The following is a 13594-nucleotide window of genomic DNA, read 5'->3' on the forward strand; positions in this document are numbered from 1 at the left end:
GTTAGCAGCCTCTATGAATGATCGCAAAATTCCATTAAATTCCATTATAGATTGCTTCATTTGGGTTTAGTTTTACTAGGAATTAGAATTAATGACCAGTAGGTAACAGCAATTGGATCGATTTCGGTAATCGGAATAATTTGCTGATTGGGTAAGGTTGCTCGTTCGATGTAGAGGGCGCGTTCTAATAATCCTAATTCATTAAGAATATCACGAACTTTAGCGAAATGTCTGCCTAATTTAATAATTGCTGCTGCATCGATAAATGATAGGCGATCGCGCAATATTTCCGCCTCCAAAGTAGCAGGCATGATGCTGAATACATCATTCCGATAAGTGATAGGTACGCCCAACATTGCCGCACTTGCCATCACTGAAGAAATTCCCGGTACGACTTCAATTGAAAACCGCTCAGATAAGCGATTAAAGATGTACATAAATGTGCCATACAACATCGGATCGCCTACACATAGCACCGCCACATCTCGACCTAAGTTTAAATGTTCGGCAATGTTTTCGGCAGCAATATCATAATGGGGTTGAGAACTTCGCTCGACACTAAACGGTAATGGCATCGGAATTTCTATCTGATCCCGACGGATAAAATCCTCCACAATTGAGCGTGCTAAAACTTTACCACTTTCTAAAGTAGGATAAGCAATGACCGGAACAGTTGTTAATATTCGGTGTGCTTTTAGCGTCAACAATTCGGGATCGCCAGGGCCAATTCCTAATCCATAAAGTTTCCCTAATTTAGTCATAATTCGTTCTCTTTTGCTAAGGCATTTACTGCTGCTGCCGCGATCGCACTTCCTCCCCTACGTCCGTGCAGGGTAATAAAAGGCACACCGCGACTATTTGCTGCTAATTCCATTTTCGATTCTGCCGCTCCCACAAATCCAACCGGAAAACCTAAAATTAAAGCAGGTTTTGCGACACTTTCATCCAGCAATTCTAGTAAGCGAAAAAGTGCAGTTGGTGCATTACCAATTGCTACCACCGATCCGGCTAAATTCGATCGCCAAAACTCTAAAGCGGCAGCCGATCGAGTATTATTAATTTGCCGTGCTAACTCGCTCACGTCTGGATGATTAAGCGTACAAATAATCTGATTATTTTGAGGTAAACGCGCTTTGGTAATTCCATTCGCTACCATTTGAGAATCACAGAGAATTGATGCACCTTGAGCAAGGGCATTTCGTCCGATTTTCACCGCATCCGATGACGCTTCTAAATCTTGTGTTATATCTGTCATCCCACAGGAATGAATTAGACGAACCGCAACATGAGCTAAATCATCAGGTAGATTTTCTAAGTTAGTTTCAGCGCGAATAATGGCAAAAGATTTTCGGTAAATTTCATCACCATTCCGAATGTATTCAATCTTATTCATTGTTGTGAACTCTGCGATTTTTGGGAGATTAAAAATTGTTCTATTTTTGGGAAAACACTAGCAACTTCTCCCTCAAATATGGGAATTTTTAACGATTTTTTATCATCGCCAATATAGACTTTATAGCCTTCTATTATTTCGCCATTTTGCTCAATTGTAGTTCCCAAAAGCGTAATTTCTGCTGGACTGGGTTGAGCGCAGGATTTAGCACAACCTGTCAAATGAATATTAACAGGAGAATTGCAGGTTAAGCGTTCGTTCAAATAATCTGCTAGCATGGTCGCATGAATTTGAGTTGCAGTTGCCGCCGCCGCACAACCTGGTTTTCCGCCACAAGCAACGATCGCAGCATCCCATCCCATAGAAGCAGATAATCCTAATGATGTCAGTTTTGGCAACAATTCTGACACTTTTTGATTCGGAATATCGGGTAATATAATAGTCTGCCAAGGAGTTAATCGTAACTGACTACTCCCAAAAGTTTCCGACAATTCTACTAATCCTATTAGTTGAGTAGCCGTCAATTGTCCTAATCTTAATGATAAGCCAATATAAGATAATCCGGCTTGCTTTTGATTGTGAATTCCTAAATGAAAAGTGGAACAGGCATCTTGCCTGTATATTATTCCAGTAACATTCCGCTCTAAAGGATGATTTAATTGACAGTTAACTTGTTCGAGATATTTTTCCACTCCCCAATCTTTTAGCAAGTGTTTCATCCGAGGTTTTTTCCCCTTTATGGATGGGGTTTGTTTAACATAATCGAGATAAACTGTTACTAATGCTGTCACCACAGATAGACAGTTTTCTGGTTCAATTAATATATCGGTATAACATAATTGTTTATCACCTCCCAGTGCTAATTGAAAAGCAACACCCCCATTATTAAGGGCAATTGCTGATAGCTGAATCTCGTTATATCGGTGTTCCCAGGCTAGAGTTGAACGAGTGCCAATTCCGACTGTACCACCGCCATCAATACCGATGCTAAATTTAGGACTCAGTTCGGCAATTGATGGATAATTTTGGATAAAACTATCTAATTTTTGGACGAATTGACGAGTATCAATTAATTCTTGGCAGTCAATTCCAGCAGTGGGACTGCACATAATGTTACGCAAGTGATCGATAGTGGGATTATGGGCAGCTAACCCTAATTTTTGTAAGGTTTGAAAGTCTTCTAAAGTGGGGGATTTTTGCACGCCGCGAATTTGCAGATTTGCCCGATTGGTAACTTGTATTGTACTCTGCCATTGTTCGAGCAAAGTAGCGATCGCCTTTCCCTGTTGAGAATTTAGCCATCCACCCGGAGTGCGGATGCGAATTAAAAACCCATCTTGGGCAGGAGTTCCATAAAACAAACCCGGACAAACATTTGCTTCAACTAACCAATTCACAGTTGTTTTTTCTCCATGCGACGCAGAGAAGTAGTTAGAAAATTAGGTTTCTATCTACTGTTAAAAAGCTTGTAATTGGTGTTCTGACTCGCAAGGAAAAAGGTAAAATATACTGTTGAGTATTCTCTTTTTACTTTTGACTTGATTACAGTTGCGGCACAGTACCGGAATCGCACCGGACTTTCCCAAAGACAAGCTCGAAGATTATACCACAGTTCATTTTTTTAGACATGGCGGATCGGAATTGCAAGGCGAAATGGTTATCGATCGTCGGAATTGGCGAAGATGGGTTAGAGGGGTTAAGTTCGGCGGGGCGAAGTCTCCTATCTCTGGCATCAGTTATTGTCGGCGGTGAACGTCATCTGGCGATGTTACCCCCAGAAGATCGACGGGAAAAACTTCTCTGGACTTCTCCCTTACAAGACTCCGTTAATGAGATTATCCGCCGTCGCGGTCAATCTGTCTGCATTTTGGCGAGTGGCGATCCGATGTGCTACGGAATTGGCGTTACCCTCACCCAACCCATTCCCGTTAGCGAAATCACGATTATTCCCTCTCCTTCTACCTTCAGTCTCGCCTGTAGTCGTTTGGGTTGGTCGCTAAGTGAGGTAGAAACTTTGAGTTTGTGCGGTCGCCCTCCGGCTTTGTTGAATGCGGTGCTTTATCCGGGTGCTAAACTGTTAGTGCTGAGTGCCGATGCCCAGACTCCGGCGATCGCATCCCAAATTCTCACCGAGAAAGGTTTTGGCGAAAGTCCCATCATCGTTTTAGAACATCTAGGGGGAACGCGAGAACGCCAAATTGAAGGCATCGCCAACCGTTGGGAATTTACAGATATCGCCGATTTGAACGTCATCGCCATTACCTGCATCTCCTCCAAACCTCTCACCCTCGCGCCTCGCCTCCCCGGACTTCCCGATATTGCCTACCATCACGACGGACAGTTGACAAAAAGAGAAGTTCGTGCTATAACTCTAACTGCATTGGTTCCCTTACCCGGACAATTGCTGTGGGATGTAGGGGCGGGTTGTGGTTCAATTGGGATTGAGTGGATGCGGAGCGATCGCCGTTGTCAGAGTATTGCGATCGAACATCATCCCACCAGATTACAATATATTGCCGATAATGCGATCGCCTTGGGAACTCCCCATCTGAAAATTGTAGCCGGAACAGCCCCGATCGCCCTCCAAGATTTACCTCAACCCGACGCTATTTTTATCGGTGGTGGAATTACAGAACCAGAATTATTTGAAACCTGTTGGTCAGCACTGCGCCCAGGCGGTCGTCTTGTTAGCAATACTGTGACAATCGAAAGCGAATTAATCCTACTTCAATGGCATAGTAAACTAGGGGGAGAACTAACTCGGATTGGCATTCAAAAAGCCGAACCGATCGGCAAATTTTTAGGTTGGAAAGCAATGGCACCTGTAACGCAGTGGGTTGTAGTGAAATAGTCAGATTATCAAATTATTGATTGGATAATTACCTTAAAAATCTGACAATTACATCTTGTATGAAAGTTTAAGCAAAGCTTCATTAATAATAGTTAGACTGAAAGTCAAGACTTGCTCCTTACTTTCTTATTCTGATGCGCTGAATGATGCGATCGCCCTCCAAGATTTACCTATACAAATGTATGAGTTAGGGCATTAATTTTCAGTATTGGTTAATTTCTGGCAGAGCTTTTTGATAATTATGAGCTTTTCGATCCAGTTAAAGATTGCTCACTTGGCTGAGAAGGGGCTTGTTTAATCAGTCTTATCAATAAACGTAGTGCTTCATTAACGGCTCCAGAGTCTGGGAAAATTGTTGCAACATCAGGATCTAGTTGAACGGTTATAGTCGATCGTTTACGCCCTTGTCCACGAGCTACAACAGTGAGTTGAGTAAAATCGTATTCAGGGCGTAAATCATCATCCATTTCAAAGGTCTGACTCATAAGCTTTACGTTCTTTTCGGGTAACTGGTCGGGCACTGATTAGGCGCGTGGTTTCTGCACGGTCAGTGTAAGAGACAACTAGCAATCGTCCTTTGGCAGATTCTCCCATTATAATGAATCGCTGCTCTTGAATAGAGTGTTCTGGATCTGCAAAGGTTAAAAACAACGGATCATCAAACACAGAAGTGGCTTCATCGAAAGTAACACCGTGCTTGGCAAAGTTGATTTTGGCTTTCTCCTCGTCCCAATCAAACAACATGGCTTCAACTTGCTTGCAACGACAGCCCTTTTAGATTATACCAGCATATACATTTAGTAATAACGTAAGTTGCTAGTTACGGTTGAGTAGGGTGCGTCAGACCGATAAAGTTAGCTATCTTACCCAAAATTCTGCTATCTGACGCACCCTACAGCCTCTTGTATCCCATTATTTTCGGTCAAAATCTTTTTTCTAACCAGGCTACGACACTTTTAATATCCGCCACTTTTTCCCCTTCAGGCACAGGTGGACGTTGCACCATTACTACTGTAATTCCTAACTCTCTGGCGGCGATAATTTTAGGATATGTAGCATCACCCCCGCTATTTTTACTGACGATCGCTCCAATTTGATAGTCTTGTAAAAGCGATCGATCAGACTCCAAAGAAAAAGGCCCCCGTTCCAACAATAATTTTCCGGTTGGTGTTGGTGTATCCGCTTCCGGTGAGTCAATCATCCGCATCAAAAACCAGATATCTTTTAAATGGGCATAACTTGCGAGTTCTTGCCGACCAATAGTAAGAAAAATCCGTTCAGCTAACCCCGGTAAAATATTCGCCGCTGCTTGATTACTTTCGACTTCAATCCAATGATCTCCCGGTACTTTTTCCCAAGCTGGACGACTTAACATTAATCGAGGAATATCACAATCCAAGGCAGCTTTAGCAGCATTAAAAGAAATTTGTGCGGCAAAGGGATGGGTAGCATCAATTAAAAAATCAATTCCTTCTTGGCGCAGATAATTTGCTAACCCAGTTGCACCGCCAAAACCACCTGTACGGGAAGGGGTTGTGAGAGTAATATGTTCTTTAGTCCGACCTGCAAAAGAAGCGATCGCATCTACACCCGGAATTTCCCCAATTTTAGCAGCTAATGCCGCCGCTTCTCCCGTTCCACCTAAAATCAACACTCTTTTATTATTAGTCATATAGCCAGGGTAATTACAAACGCCAAATCCCGTCAACTTCGATTTCATTCCCCTTATCCCCTCTCAGAGGATTATAATTAAAAACGAATCTGCTATAAAGTTTATTAACTCCAAAGCAATCAGATTTTCAATAATATGACTCAAAAACAATGGTACGAATCCCTGTTCGAGAATTATGGAGAAAAATATGATTCTGAAAATTTTACCCAAGGGACAATGGGTGAATGTGATTTCATAGAAAAAGAATTAGGATTTAATAAATTCTTAAAAATATTAGATGTCGGCTGTGGTACAGGAAGACATACAATTGAACTAACAAAGCGGGGATATTCTGTTACGGGAATTGATTTATCCGAATCTCAGCTTAAAAGGGCAAGGGATAAAGCAAAAATTGAAAATTTGATCATTGATTTTCAGCAGCAGGATGCCAGAAATTTGACATTTAATTCTGAATTTGATGTAGCGATCATGCTTTGCGAGGGAGGATTTGCCCTCATGGAAACTGATGAAATGAACTTTGAAATCCTAAAAAATGTCACCCGCTCGTTAAAGACAAATGCTAAACTTATATTCACAACTTTAAATGGATTGTTCCCCTTATATCATTCGGTTGAGCAATTCTATGAATCAAAAACGGAAGCCGGAAATGCTACCTGCAAAAGCAATAGTTTTGACTTGATGACCTTCCGAGAGCATAACATAACGGAATTTGAAGATGACCTGGGAAACAAGAAATCTCTTGTCTGTAATGAAAGGTGTTATGTGCCGAGCGAAATTACCTGGCTACTTAAATCTCTCGGTTACAGCAGCATAGATATTTATGGGGCAAAGTTGGGGGCATTTTCCAGAAATGACAAATTAACAACGGTCGATTTTGAGATGCTTGTTATTGCTGAAAAATGATGGTGTAACTTGTCCCAACTCCGTCAATCAAAACTGAACTTAATAGGGAAACTCAATGGTAAAAGTTGTTAAATTTTGGTCACTTTTAACTTGAATTGTTCCGCCTAATTGTTCAACTAATTTTTGGACTAATGCTAATCCTAACCCGGTTCCTCCTTGCTTCCAGGGGTCTGCATTGGGAACCCGATAAAACTTCTCAAAAATCCGGGGGAGTTCTTTAGCCGGAATTTCTGCTGGGTTACGAATGACAATTTGTAAGGAGTCGGAAATTGAGGGAGAAAGGAGAGATTTATCTTGTTTTTTACCTTTGCGTTTGGTTTTAGGGGTTGATATTAATTCCAACCAATTTGATAAAGAACGATAATGAATTCCTAGAAAAATTTCTCCCCCATTTGGACTATATTTACAGGCATTATTTAACAGTTCTGCCAAAATCCGCTCTAAACTATTGGCGTTTGTTCTAATGGGTTGTAAATGGGGATAAGAGGATACAGTTAGCACCTGCTGGCGTTCCTGAGTGCGGGAATAAAAAGGATTTATAATATTGGGCAACCATTCCAATAAATCTAAACTTTCGAGAGCAATGGGGGTAGAGGAGGATTCCAACCGTTGTAAATCCAATAAATCATTAATTAAATTGGTTTCTCGCAGACATTCGGATTCTAGGATCTCTAAATACTTTTGACCGCGCTCAGAATTGGGGGCAATTTTTAACATATGAATTGCCATTTTCATATTCGCTAAAGGAGTCCGCAGTTCATGGGAAACGGTACTCAAAAAATCATCTTTGAGAATATTTAACTGTTGCAATTCTTGAACTTTTTGCTGGAGTTCGGCGGTTCGATCTTGAACTTGACGTTCTAAATCTGTATTTAACGCTTGAACTTGTTGATATAATTGAGCTTGTTGAATCGCGATCGCTAATTGAGTGGCAAGCTGTTGTAATAATAGGGTTTCTGAGGGTTGCCAATGGCGAGAACCTGAACACTGATGGGCGGTAATAATTCCCCACAATTGCCCATCTTGCAAAATGGGAACCACGAGATAAGCCGTCACTTCCTGTTGATTTAATTGATTAATTTCTTCTGGACTTAAGGATGATTTTTGAATATCAGAAACCGCATAAATATTATCCTGTTCAAATACCGTTAAGTAACATTGAACTGATTCTTTAAAAAGCTGATCATTAGCCAGGGATTTACATCCAATAGCAACGGATTCAGCCACTAATTTTCCGGTTTGGTCGGATTCAATATGATAAATAAACACCCGATCAGCTTGTAAAAATTGTCGAACTTCCGCCACTGTTGCATTGAGAATTTCATCTAAATTTAAGGATTGATGAATTCTCATGGAAATTTTGGCTAACAGTCGTTCCCGTTGTAACTGTTCATGAATTTTAGAGGTGCGTTCTTGAACTTGTTTTTCCAGTTCCGCATTGCGGCTTTTTAACAGTTCTAATTTTTCCGTTTGTAACTGATTTACTGATTGCTGTAATTGTTTAACCACCCGATACATTTCCGTCGGGTCAAGCATTCTTAATAAACTAACTTGTGTAATTATTCCTAATAATTCTCCTTCATCCCCACAAACGACTAACCATTGTGCCTGTTGCTTTTGCATTTCTTGATGGGCCAGCCATAAAGAATCATTGGGTTTTAAAGAAAAGGATAAAGTTCCCATTACCGTTGTTGCGGGTGTTAAGGTTAAATCTAATTCTAAAAATTGCGCCTCCACAATATCCTGTTCTGTAACTAATCCAACGGGGGTTAATTTTTTTCGAGTTCCGGTTTGAAAAATCACAACACAACTGGCTTGATGTGCCGCCATCATTTGAGCTAAACTTAATACGGATGTTGTTACCGGAGCCGTCACAACTTGGGTTAACATTTCATCTCCAACTCGTCGCAATCTTAAAATATTAGACGGTTGTAAAACCCGACGAATTCGTTCTGGAGTAATCACTCCCACCAATTGCCCTCGACTATCTAAAACGGGTAAATGGAGAATTTGATGTTGTCGAAATAAGGATAAAGCGGTAAAAATATCTTGATCATCGGATTCAGTTAAACTAACCGTAACCGGAGACATAATTTCAGCGACCCGAATTTTATGAAGCGGTGCTTCCTTTAAATTATCTAAAATTCCAGCCGCAATTAACTGAACAATATCTCGTTCCGTTACAATGCCTAAAAGAGAGGAAGGTTGAGGGTGTTCATCGAGAAGAACATGAACAAATTCTTCTGGATCTTGATGAATCACGAACACACAATTTGCCCTAGAATCTTCTACTGAAGAATGGCTAGGGTTTAACAGACAATGATTTTGAGAGAACCCCAATACCTTGATCACATCGGCTAAAGAAGTTTCGGGGGTAACGATAAATGGATTTCGATCAATGGCTTGTTCTAAAGCTGATGAATACCGCACAGACTGATAAAATTCCATAGTGATGCTCTAAAAAAAGTTCGTGGTAAAAGGCACAAGGTTTTTAATCCTGGAATGTCAACACAAACTCACTGAGCGTTGATCGGAGACTGATCGCTGATGAGCTTAATGTAATTTCACAATAAATAGTTATGATTTTATCAGTTAATGAACCCAATTTTTGGGAAGAACACTATCAACAGGGAACCCCAGGATGGGACTTAGGAGAACCAGCACCCCCCTTTGTTGATTTTTTGCAATCTTCTCACACCCTACCACCGGGAAAAACTGCGGTTTTAGGCTGTGGAAGGGGTTATGAGGCGCTGTTGTTTGCCAGTTATGGATTTGATGTTGTTGGGATTGATTTCGCGACTTCTGCAATTGAAGAAGCCTTAAACTGGCAACAGAAGTTGATAGCTCAACCGTCTCTTTTAAAAGGTTCAGGACAAGATTTACCCACCTCAGCAATATTCTTACAACGGGATATTTTTGAATTATCGGAAGAGTTTTCAGGACAATTTGATTATGTGATTGAACATACTTGTTTTTGTGCCATTCCCCCAGAAAAACGAGGAAATTATGTCCAGTTAGTTGAGTCTATTCTGAAACCCAAGGGGCAATTGTTGGGGTTGTTTTTTACCCATTCCCGTCCTGGAGGGCCACCGTTTGGGATTACACCTGGGGAAATTCAAGCATATTTTCAAGATAAATTTCATATTCTTGATCTCCATCCGGTGACAAACTCAACCTCTAAGCGTCAAGGTGAAGAACATTGGGGACAGTTTAGGGTCAAAAAAAAATAAGAGAAATTTAGGGGAGTTAGGCTGAAGTTGATCCGCCTAACTCCCCCTGATCGGGAAATGCAGAATTTAGTTACGTTTAGGCAACTTTGTGTTCTACAAATTTGAGTTTTTTTTACTATAATACATAAAGATTAAATTGAACCTGATTTACGAATGAGTCAACCGTTGAACTTAGAAAATATTTCAAATCAGTTAGAGAGTGCCAACTTACGCGATCGGTTATTGGCGTTAGTTTCTTTGCGGGAAGTTCCCCCAGAAGATGCTGTTCCTTTAATTAAAAAAGTTCTCAATGATCCCAGTTTACAAGTGCGATCAATGGCGGTTTTTGCCCTAGGAATTAAACCCACAGCAGAATGCTATCCCCTGTTGGTGAATCTATTAGAAACTGATCCTGATTATGGAGTCAGGGCTGATGCAGCAGGGGCTTTGGGTTATTTAGAAGATATTCGAGCATTTGAACCTTTAGTTAGAGCTTTTTATGAAGATACAGATTGGCTGGTTCGATTTAGTGCAGCAGTTTCTTTAGGCAACCTAAAAGATATTCGCGCCCGTGATGTTTTATTAGCCGCATTAAACAGTAATGAAGTGATTTTACATCAAGCTGCGATCGCGGCGATCGGAGAAATTAAAGATGTTGAATCTGTTGAGCATATTCTTCGCTTTGCTCAAGCTGAAGATTGGTTAGTTCGGCAACGATTAGCTGAAGCATTAGGTCATTTGATGACGCCCAAAAGTCTTTCGGCGTTGAACTATTTAGTCAAAGATAGTCATCCTCAAGTGGCTGAAGCTGCTAAAATTTCCCTAGAACGCCTACAAGAAGCCGGATTAAAATCTTAAGAATTTGATCACAGGGGAATGGAGAACACAAAGGATGATTTAATCTATCTTGACAAATGAACCTGACTATTAGACGATAGATTTTCAGTTTTTATATTTCCAGAACTTACGCACAAGGGGATAAAAAACCCGGTTTCTCCTGAAGGCTAAGAGCTATAAACTTAATTTTGGCTTCAGAAACCGGGTTTTTGCGTAAGTCCTAATTTCCCTGAAAAGCTATCCTTAAATCAGCTTATGACTTCTCCGTTCCCTTACCGTCAAAAACCTAAAATTCTCCAATTAATATTTTTTAGTTTTATTGTCTTATTGCTGGCTAGTATTTCAGCTATTTTAGGAGCAATGACAGCTTTACTTGCTCCTGAAAAATTTGATTTTAATGAACCCGAATTAAATATTTTAGATGGGCTATGGCGACATCGGTTTAAATATAATTTATCTCGTTCGGTTAATATTTTGGTGTTGGGAATTGATGGTAATCATAATCAAGATTCAGCGTCCCCTGATGTTTTTAAAGGTCGCAGTGATACGGTGTTAGTAGTGGGTTTTGAACCCCAAGATAAATCCGTGAGTTTATTATCTATTCCCCGTGATACTCAAGTTGAAATTCCGGGTTATGGAACTGGAAAAATTAATGAGGCGAATTATTGGGGGGGTGCTCAATTAGCGCAACAGGTAATTGAAAATACTTTAAATAAAATTGAAGTTAACCGTTATGTTCGTGTAAGTAGCGGTGCATTTCGAGAATTAGTGGATTTTTTAGGAGGAGTAGAAGTTTATATTCCTCAACCGATGTCCTATCAAGATAAAACTCAGCAATTAAAAATTGATTTAGCACCCGGTTGGCAAACCATTAATGGAGAACAAGCGGATCAATTTGTGCGCTTTCGGGGTGATGGTTATGGAGATTTAGGTCGTGTTCAGCGTCAACAAGCGTTAATGGAAGCGATTTTAGTTCGACTCAAAGATCCGACAGTTTTACCGCGTGTTCCTGAAATTATTCGGATTATGCAAAAATATATTGATACTAATTTGAGTTTTGAAGAAATTTTAACCTTAGTTAATTTTGGTTTGAATCTTGACCCCCAGAATTTTAAAATGGTGATGTTACCCGGTCGTTCTAGTTCTCAGGAAGATTCTAATAGTAGTTATTGGTTCCTGGATGAACAGGGACGGGATCGAGTGATGTATCAATATTTCCGTTTAGATTCAACAGGATACACTTTAAAAAGTTCCTATGAACCTTCGGCTTATGAAAGTTTATCCAAAGATTTAAAAATTGCGATTCAAAATGCCTCTGGTCATCCGATTGGGTCTGAAAAAATGCTTAACTTTTTATCCAATCAAGGATTTAATCAAGTTTATTTAGCCCCAATAGAATCAACTCCACAATTGCAAACCCAAATTATTGTTCAAGGCGGAGATTTAGGGGCGGCAAAATTGATGCAAAAAGCCCTTGGATTAGGGGAAATTAAAGCCTCTGCCACAGGAGAATTGGGTTCAGATTTAACCATTCGAGTCGGCGAAGATTGGATCAAAAACAAGTGATCAGCAACTTATTTTAAAACTTTAGCAAATAACAATTGACCATGAACTGATAACTGGTAGAGACGTGCCATGGCACGTCTCTACTGATAACTGGTACAGACGTGCCATGGCACGTCTCTACTGATAACTGTCTATTGCAATTGATACAAGATTAAACCCAAATATTGATTTTCATCTGTCCAATGCTTTAATGAAACTAATCCTAGGGTTTGTAATTCCTCTTGAATTTGTTCAAATTGAAACTTACGAGAAATTTCAGTATGAATCGTTTCGCCTTCTGCAAATTCAATCGTTAAATTTAGGGTTTTCAGTTCAACGATTTGCGATCGCAAACTTTTTAAGTGCATTTCAATTTGATGCTTCGTGTCATTGTAAAAGGCTAAATGTTCAAATTGATCAATCTTAAAATTTCCTTCAAACAAACGGTTTAAATGTCGCAACATATTTAAGTTAAAAGCAGCCGTCACGCCTTGACTATCATCATAAGCAGGTTCTAAAATCGACTTAGATTTATGTAAATCTACCCCTAATAAAAAATAATCTCCGGGCTGCAACGCTTCAACAACATGGGCAAAAAAAACATGGCATTCTTCGGGTTTTAAATTGCCTAATGTACTCCCAATAAAACCGATCATTCGTGATGGTAAAGGAGAAGAATTGAGATGTTTTAAGGCTGTTTCATAGGTACTAACAATTCCATGAATATGCAGCGTGGGATAATCTTCCAGGAGAGAATAGGCACTTTGTTCTAAAATTCCCCCACTAATATCAATGGGTAAATAATGTAAGGGATGACCTAACTCTTGATAAGCGTCTAATAGAATCCGAGTTTTTGTAGAACTCCCACTTCCTAATTCTACAACTTCACAAGAGCCTGTTAAATGGGCAATTTCCGAGGCATAATCTTGTAAAATTTTAGTTTCTGTCCGCGTTAAATAATATTCAGGTAACTCACAAATTTTTTCAAACAATAATGATCCCTGATCATCATAAAAATATTTAGGCGGTAAGGTTTTCGGGGTTTGAGTTAGCCCTTTGATCACGTCCTCTCCAGCCGTAACCGGGCATTTTTCCCGAAAAGTTTCAATTGTTAAGCGAGGGTTAACCCGGATGTACTCCTCTGATGATACAAGGGAAGAATTTGAAATTGGCATTATAAAAGA

Annotated in this window: 13 protein-coding genes and 1 riboswitch; of the genes, 5 read left to right on the forward strand and 8 right to left on the reverse strand. The window is 40.0% G+C overall.

Going from position 1 to position 13594, the window contains the following annotated elements; translation table 11 throughout:
• Positions 1-56: 56 nt before the first annotated feature.
• The 3 genes from cobI to cobG are packed head-to-tail and all read right to left on the reverse strand — an operon-like array spanning position 57 to position 2790.
• Positions 57-761 (reverse strand): precorrin-2 C(20)-methyltransferase, encoded by a 705-nt coding sequence (gene cobI / locus IQ236_RS07370; protein ID WP_193868659.1) that lies wholly within the window; start codon positions 759-761, stop codon positions 57-59.
• Positions 758-1393 carry a precorrin-8X methylmutase gene (locus tag IQ236_RS07375; RefSeq protein WP_193868660.1) on the reverse strand — a complete coding sequence of 212 codons (636 nt, stop codon included), beginning with the start codon at positions 1391-1393 and terminating at the stop codon, positions 758-760. The genes cobI and IQ236_RS07375 overlap by 4 nt, the downstream gene beginning before the upstream one ends.
• A complete protein-coding gene (gene cobG / locus IQ236_RS07380) occupies positions 1390-2790 on the reverse strand; it encodes a precorrin-3B synthase (RefSeq protein WP_193868661.1) in 1401 nt (466 codons plus the stop codon). Before cobG ends, IQ236_RS07375 begins: the two co-directional genes overlap by 4 nt.
• A 56-nt stretch (positions 2791-2846) precedes the next feature.
• Positions 2847-3019: riboswitch (cobalamin riboswitch) on the reverse strand.
• A gap of 1 nt (position 3020) precedes the next feature.
• Between cobG and cbiE the strand changes: the two genes are divergently transcribed.
• A complete protein-coding gene (gene cbiE / locus IQ236_RS07385; RefSeq protein WP_193868662.1) occupies positions 3021-4244 on the forward strand; it encodes a precorrin-6y C5,15-methyltransferase (decarboxylating) subunit CbiE in 1224 nt (407 codons plus the stop codon).
• Positions 4245-4483: 239 nt separating this feature from the next.
• Here cbiE and IQ236_RS07390 read toward each other — a convergent pair whose 3' ends face one another.
• From IQ236_RS07390 to IQ236_RS07400, 3 genes are all read right to left on the reverse strand, one after another.
• Entirely contained in the window at positions 4484-4729 is a 246-nt protein-coding gene (locus IQ236_RS07390; protein ID WP_193868663.1) for a hypothetical protein, read from the reverse strand.
• The gene (locus IQ236_RS07395; RefSeq protein ID WP_193868664.1) at positions 4713-4988 is read right to left on the reverse strand and encodes a BrnT family toxin; all 276 of its coding nucleotides are present in this window, start codon (positions 4986-4988) and stop codon (positions 4713-4715) included. The genes IQ236_RS07390 and IQ236_RS07395 overlap by 17 nt, the downstream gene beginning before the upstream one ends.
• Before the next feature lie 178 nt (positions 4989-5166).
• Positions 5167-5964: a cobalt-precorrin-6A reductase gene (locus IQ236_RS07400; protein WP_407676144.1), complete on the reverse strand. Its 798-nt coding sequence runs from the start codon at positions 5962-5964 to the stop codon at positions 5167-5169.
• A gap of 87 nt (positions 5965-6051) precedes the next feature.
• On the opposite strand from IQ236_RS07400, the gene IQ236_RS07405 reads away from it, so the two are divergent.
• Positions 6052-6819 carry a class I SAM-dependent methyltransferase gene (locus IQ236_RS07405; RefSeq protein WP_193868665.1) on the forward strand — a complete coding sequence of 256 codons (768 nt, stop codon included), beginning with the start codon at positions 6052-6054 and terminating at the stop codon, positions 6817-6819.
• 39 nt (positions 6820-6858) lie between these two features.
• Here IQ236_RS07405 and IQ236_RS07410 read toward each other — a convergent pair whose 3' ends face one another.
• Complete coding sequence (locus IQ236_RS07410; protein ID WP_193868666.1) at positions 6859-9267, reverse strand: CBS domain-containing protein; 2409 nt, start codon at positions 9265-9267, stop codon at positions 6859-6861.
• Between the two features lie 131 nt (positions 9268-9398).
• On the opposite strand from IQ236_RS07410, the gene IQ236_RS07415 reads away from it, so the two are divergent.
• From IQ236_RS07415 to IQ236_RS07425, 3 genes are all read left to right on the forward strand, one after another.
• Positions 9399-10049, forward strand: a complete 651-nt coding sequence (locus tag IQ236_RS07415) for a methyltransferase domain-containing protein (RefSeq protein ID WP_193868667.1) — start codon at positions 9399-9401, stop codon at positions 10047-10049.
• 153 nt (positions 10050-10202) lie between these two features.
• Complete coding sequence (locus IQ236_RS07420; RefSeq protein ID WP_193868668.1) at positions 10203-10886, forward strand: HEAT repeat domain-containing protein; 684 nt, start codon at positions 10203-10205, stop codon at positions 10884-10886.
• A 234-nt stretch (positions 10887-11120) separates the two neighbouring features.
• Positions 11121-12431, forward strand: a complete 1311-nt coding sequence (locus IQ236_RS07425; protein WP_193868669.1) for an LCP family protein — start codon at positions 11121-11123, stop codon at positions 12429-12431.
• Between the two features lie 131 nt (positions 12432-12562).
• On the opposite strand, the gene egtD is transcribed toward IQ236_RS07425, so the two are convergent.
• Positions 12563-13585: an L-histidine N(alpha)-methyltransferase gene (gene egtD / locus IQ236_RS07430; RefSeq protein ID WP_193868670.1), complete on the reverse strand. Its 1023-nt coding sequence runs from the start codon at positions 13583-13585 to the stop codon at positions 12563-12565.
• Between the last annotated feature and the right edge of the window lie 9 nt (positions 13586-13594).

The organism is Planktothrix mougeotii LEGE 06226 (assembly GCF_015207485.1).
Taxonomy (GTDB): Bacteria; Cyanobacteriota; Cyanobacteriia; order Cyanobacteriales; family Microcoleaceae; genus Planktothrix.

Excerpts from the sequence above, each read along its gene's own strand:
- cbiE (WP_193868662.1), top strand. The coding sequence starts at position 3,021 with ATGGCGGATCGGAATTGCAAGGCGAAATGGTTATCGATCGTCGGAATT.
- IQ236_RS07420 (WP_193868668.1), top strand. The coding sequence starts at position 10,203 with ATGAGTCAACCGTTGAACTTAGAAAATATTTCAAATCAGTTAGAGAGT.
- egtD (WP_193868670.1), bottom strand. The coding sequence starts at position 13,585 with ATGCCAATTTCAAATTCTTCCCTTGTATCATCAGAGGAGTACATCCGG.
- IQ236_RS07405 (WP_193868665.1), top strand. The coding sequence starts at position 6,052 with ATGACTCAAAAACAATGGTACGAATCCCTGTTCGAGAATTATGGAGAA.
- IQ236_RS07400 (WP_407676144.1), bottom strand. The coding sequence starts at position 5,964 with ATGAAATCGAAGTTGACGGGATTTGGCGTTTGTAATTACCCTGGCTAT.
- IQ236_RS07395 (WP_193868664.1), bottom strand. The coding sequence starts at position 4,988 with ATGTTGTTTGATTGGGACGAGGAGAAAGCCAAAATCAACTTTGCCAAG.
- IQ236_RS07410 (WP_193868666.1), bottom strand. The coding sequence starts at position 9,267 with ATGGAATTTTATCAGTCTGTGCGGTATTCATCAGCTTTAGAACAAGCC.
- IQ236_RS07375 (WP_193868660.1), bottom strand. The coding sequence starts at position 1,393 with ATGAATAAGATTGAATACATTCGGAATGGTGATGAAATTTACCGAAAA.
- cobI (WP_193868659.1), bottom strand. The coding sequence starts at position 761 with ATGACTAAATTAGGGAAACTTTATGGATTAGGAATTGGCCCTGGCGAT.
- IQ236_RS07415 (WP_193868667.1), top strand. The coding sequence starts at position 9,399 with ATGATTTTATCAGTTAATGAACCCAATTTTTGGGAAGAACACTATCAA.
- IQ236_RS07425 (WP_193868669.1), top strand. The coding sequence starts at position 11,121 with ATGACTTCTCCGTTCCCTTACCGTCAAAAACCTAAAATTCTCCAATTA.
- IQ236_RS07390 (WP_193868663.1), bottom strand. The coding sequence starts at position 4,729 with ATGAGTCAGACCTTTGAAATGGATGATGATTTACGCCCTGAATACGAT.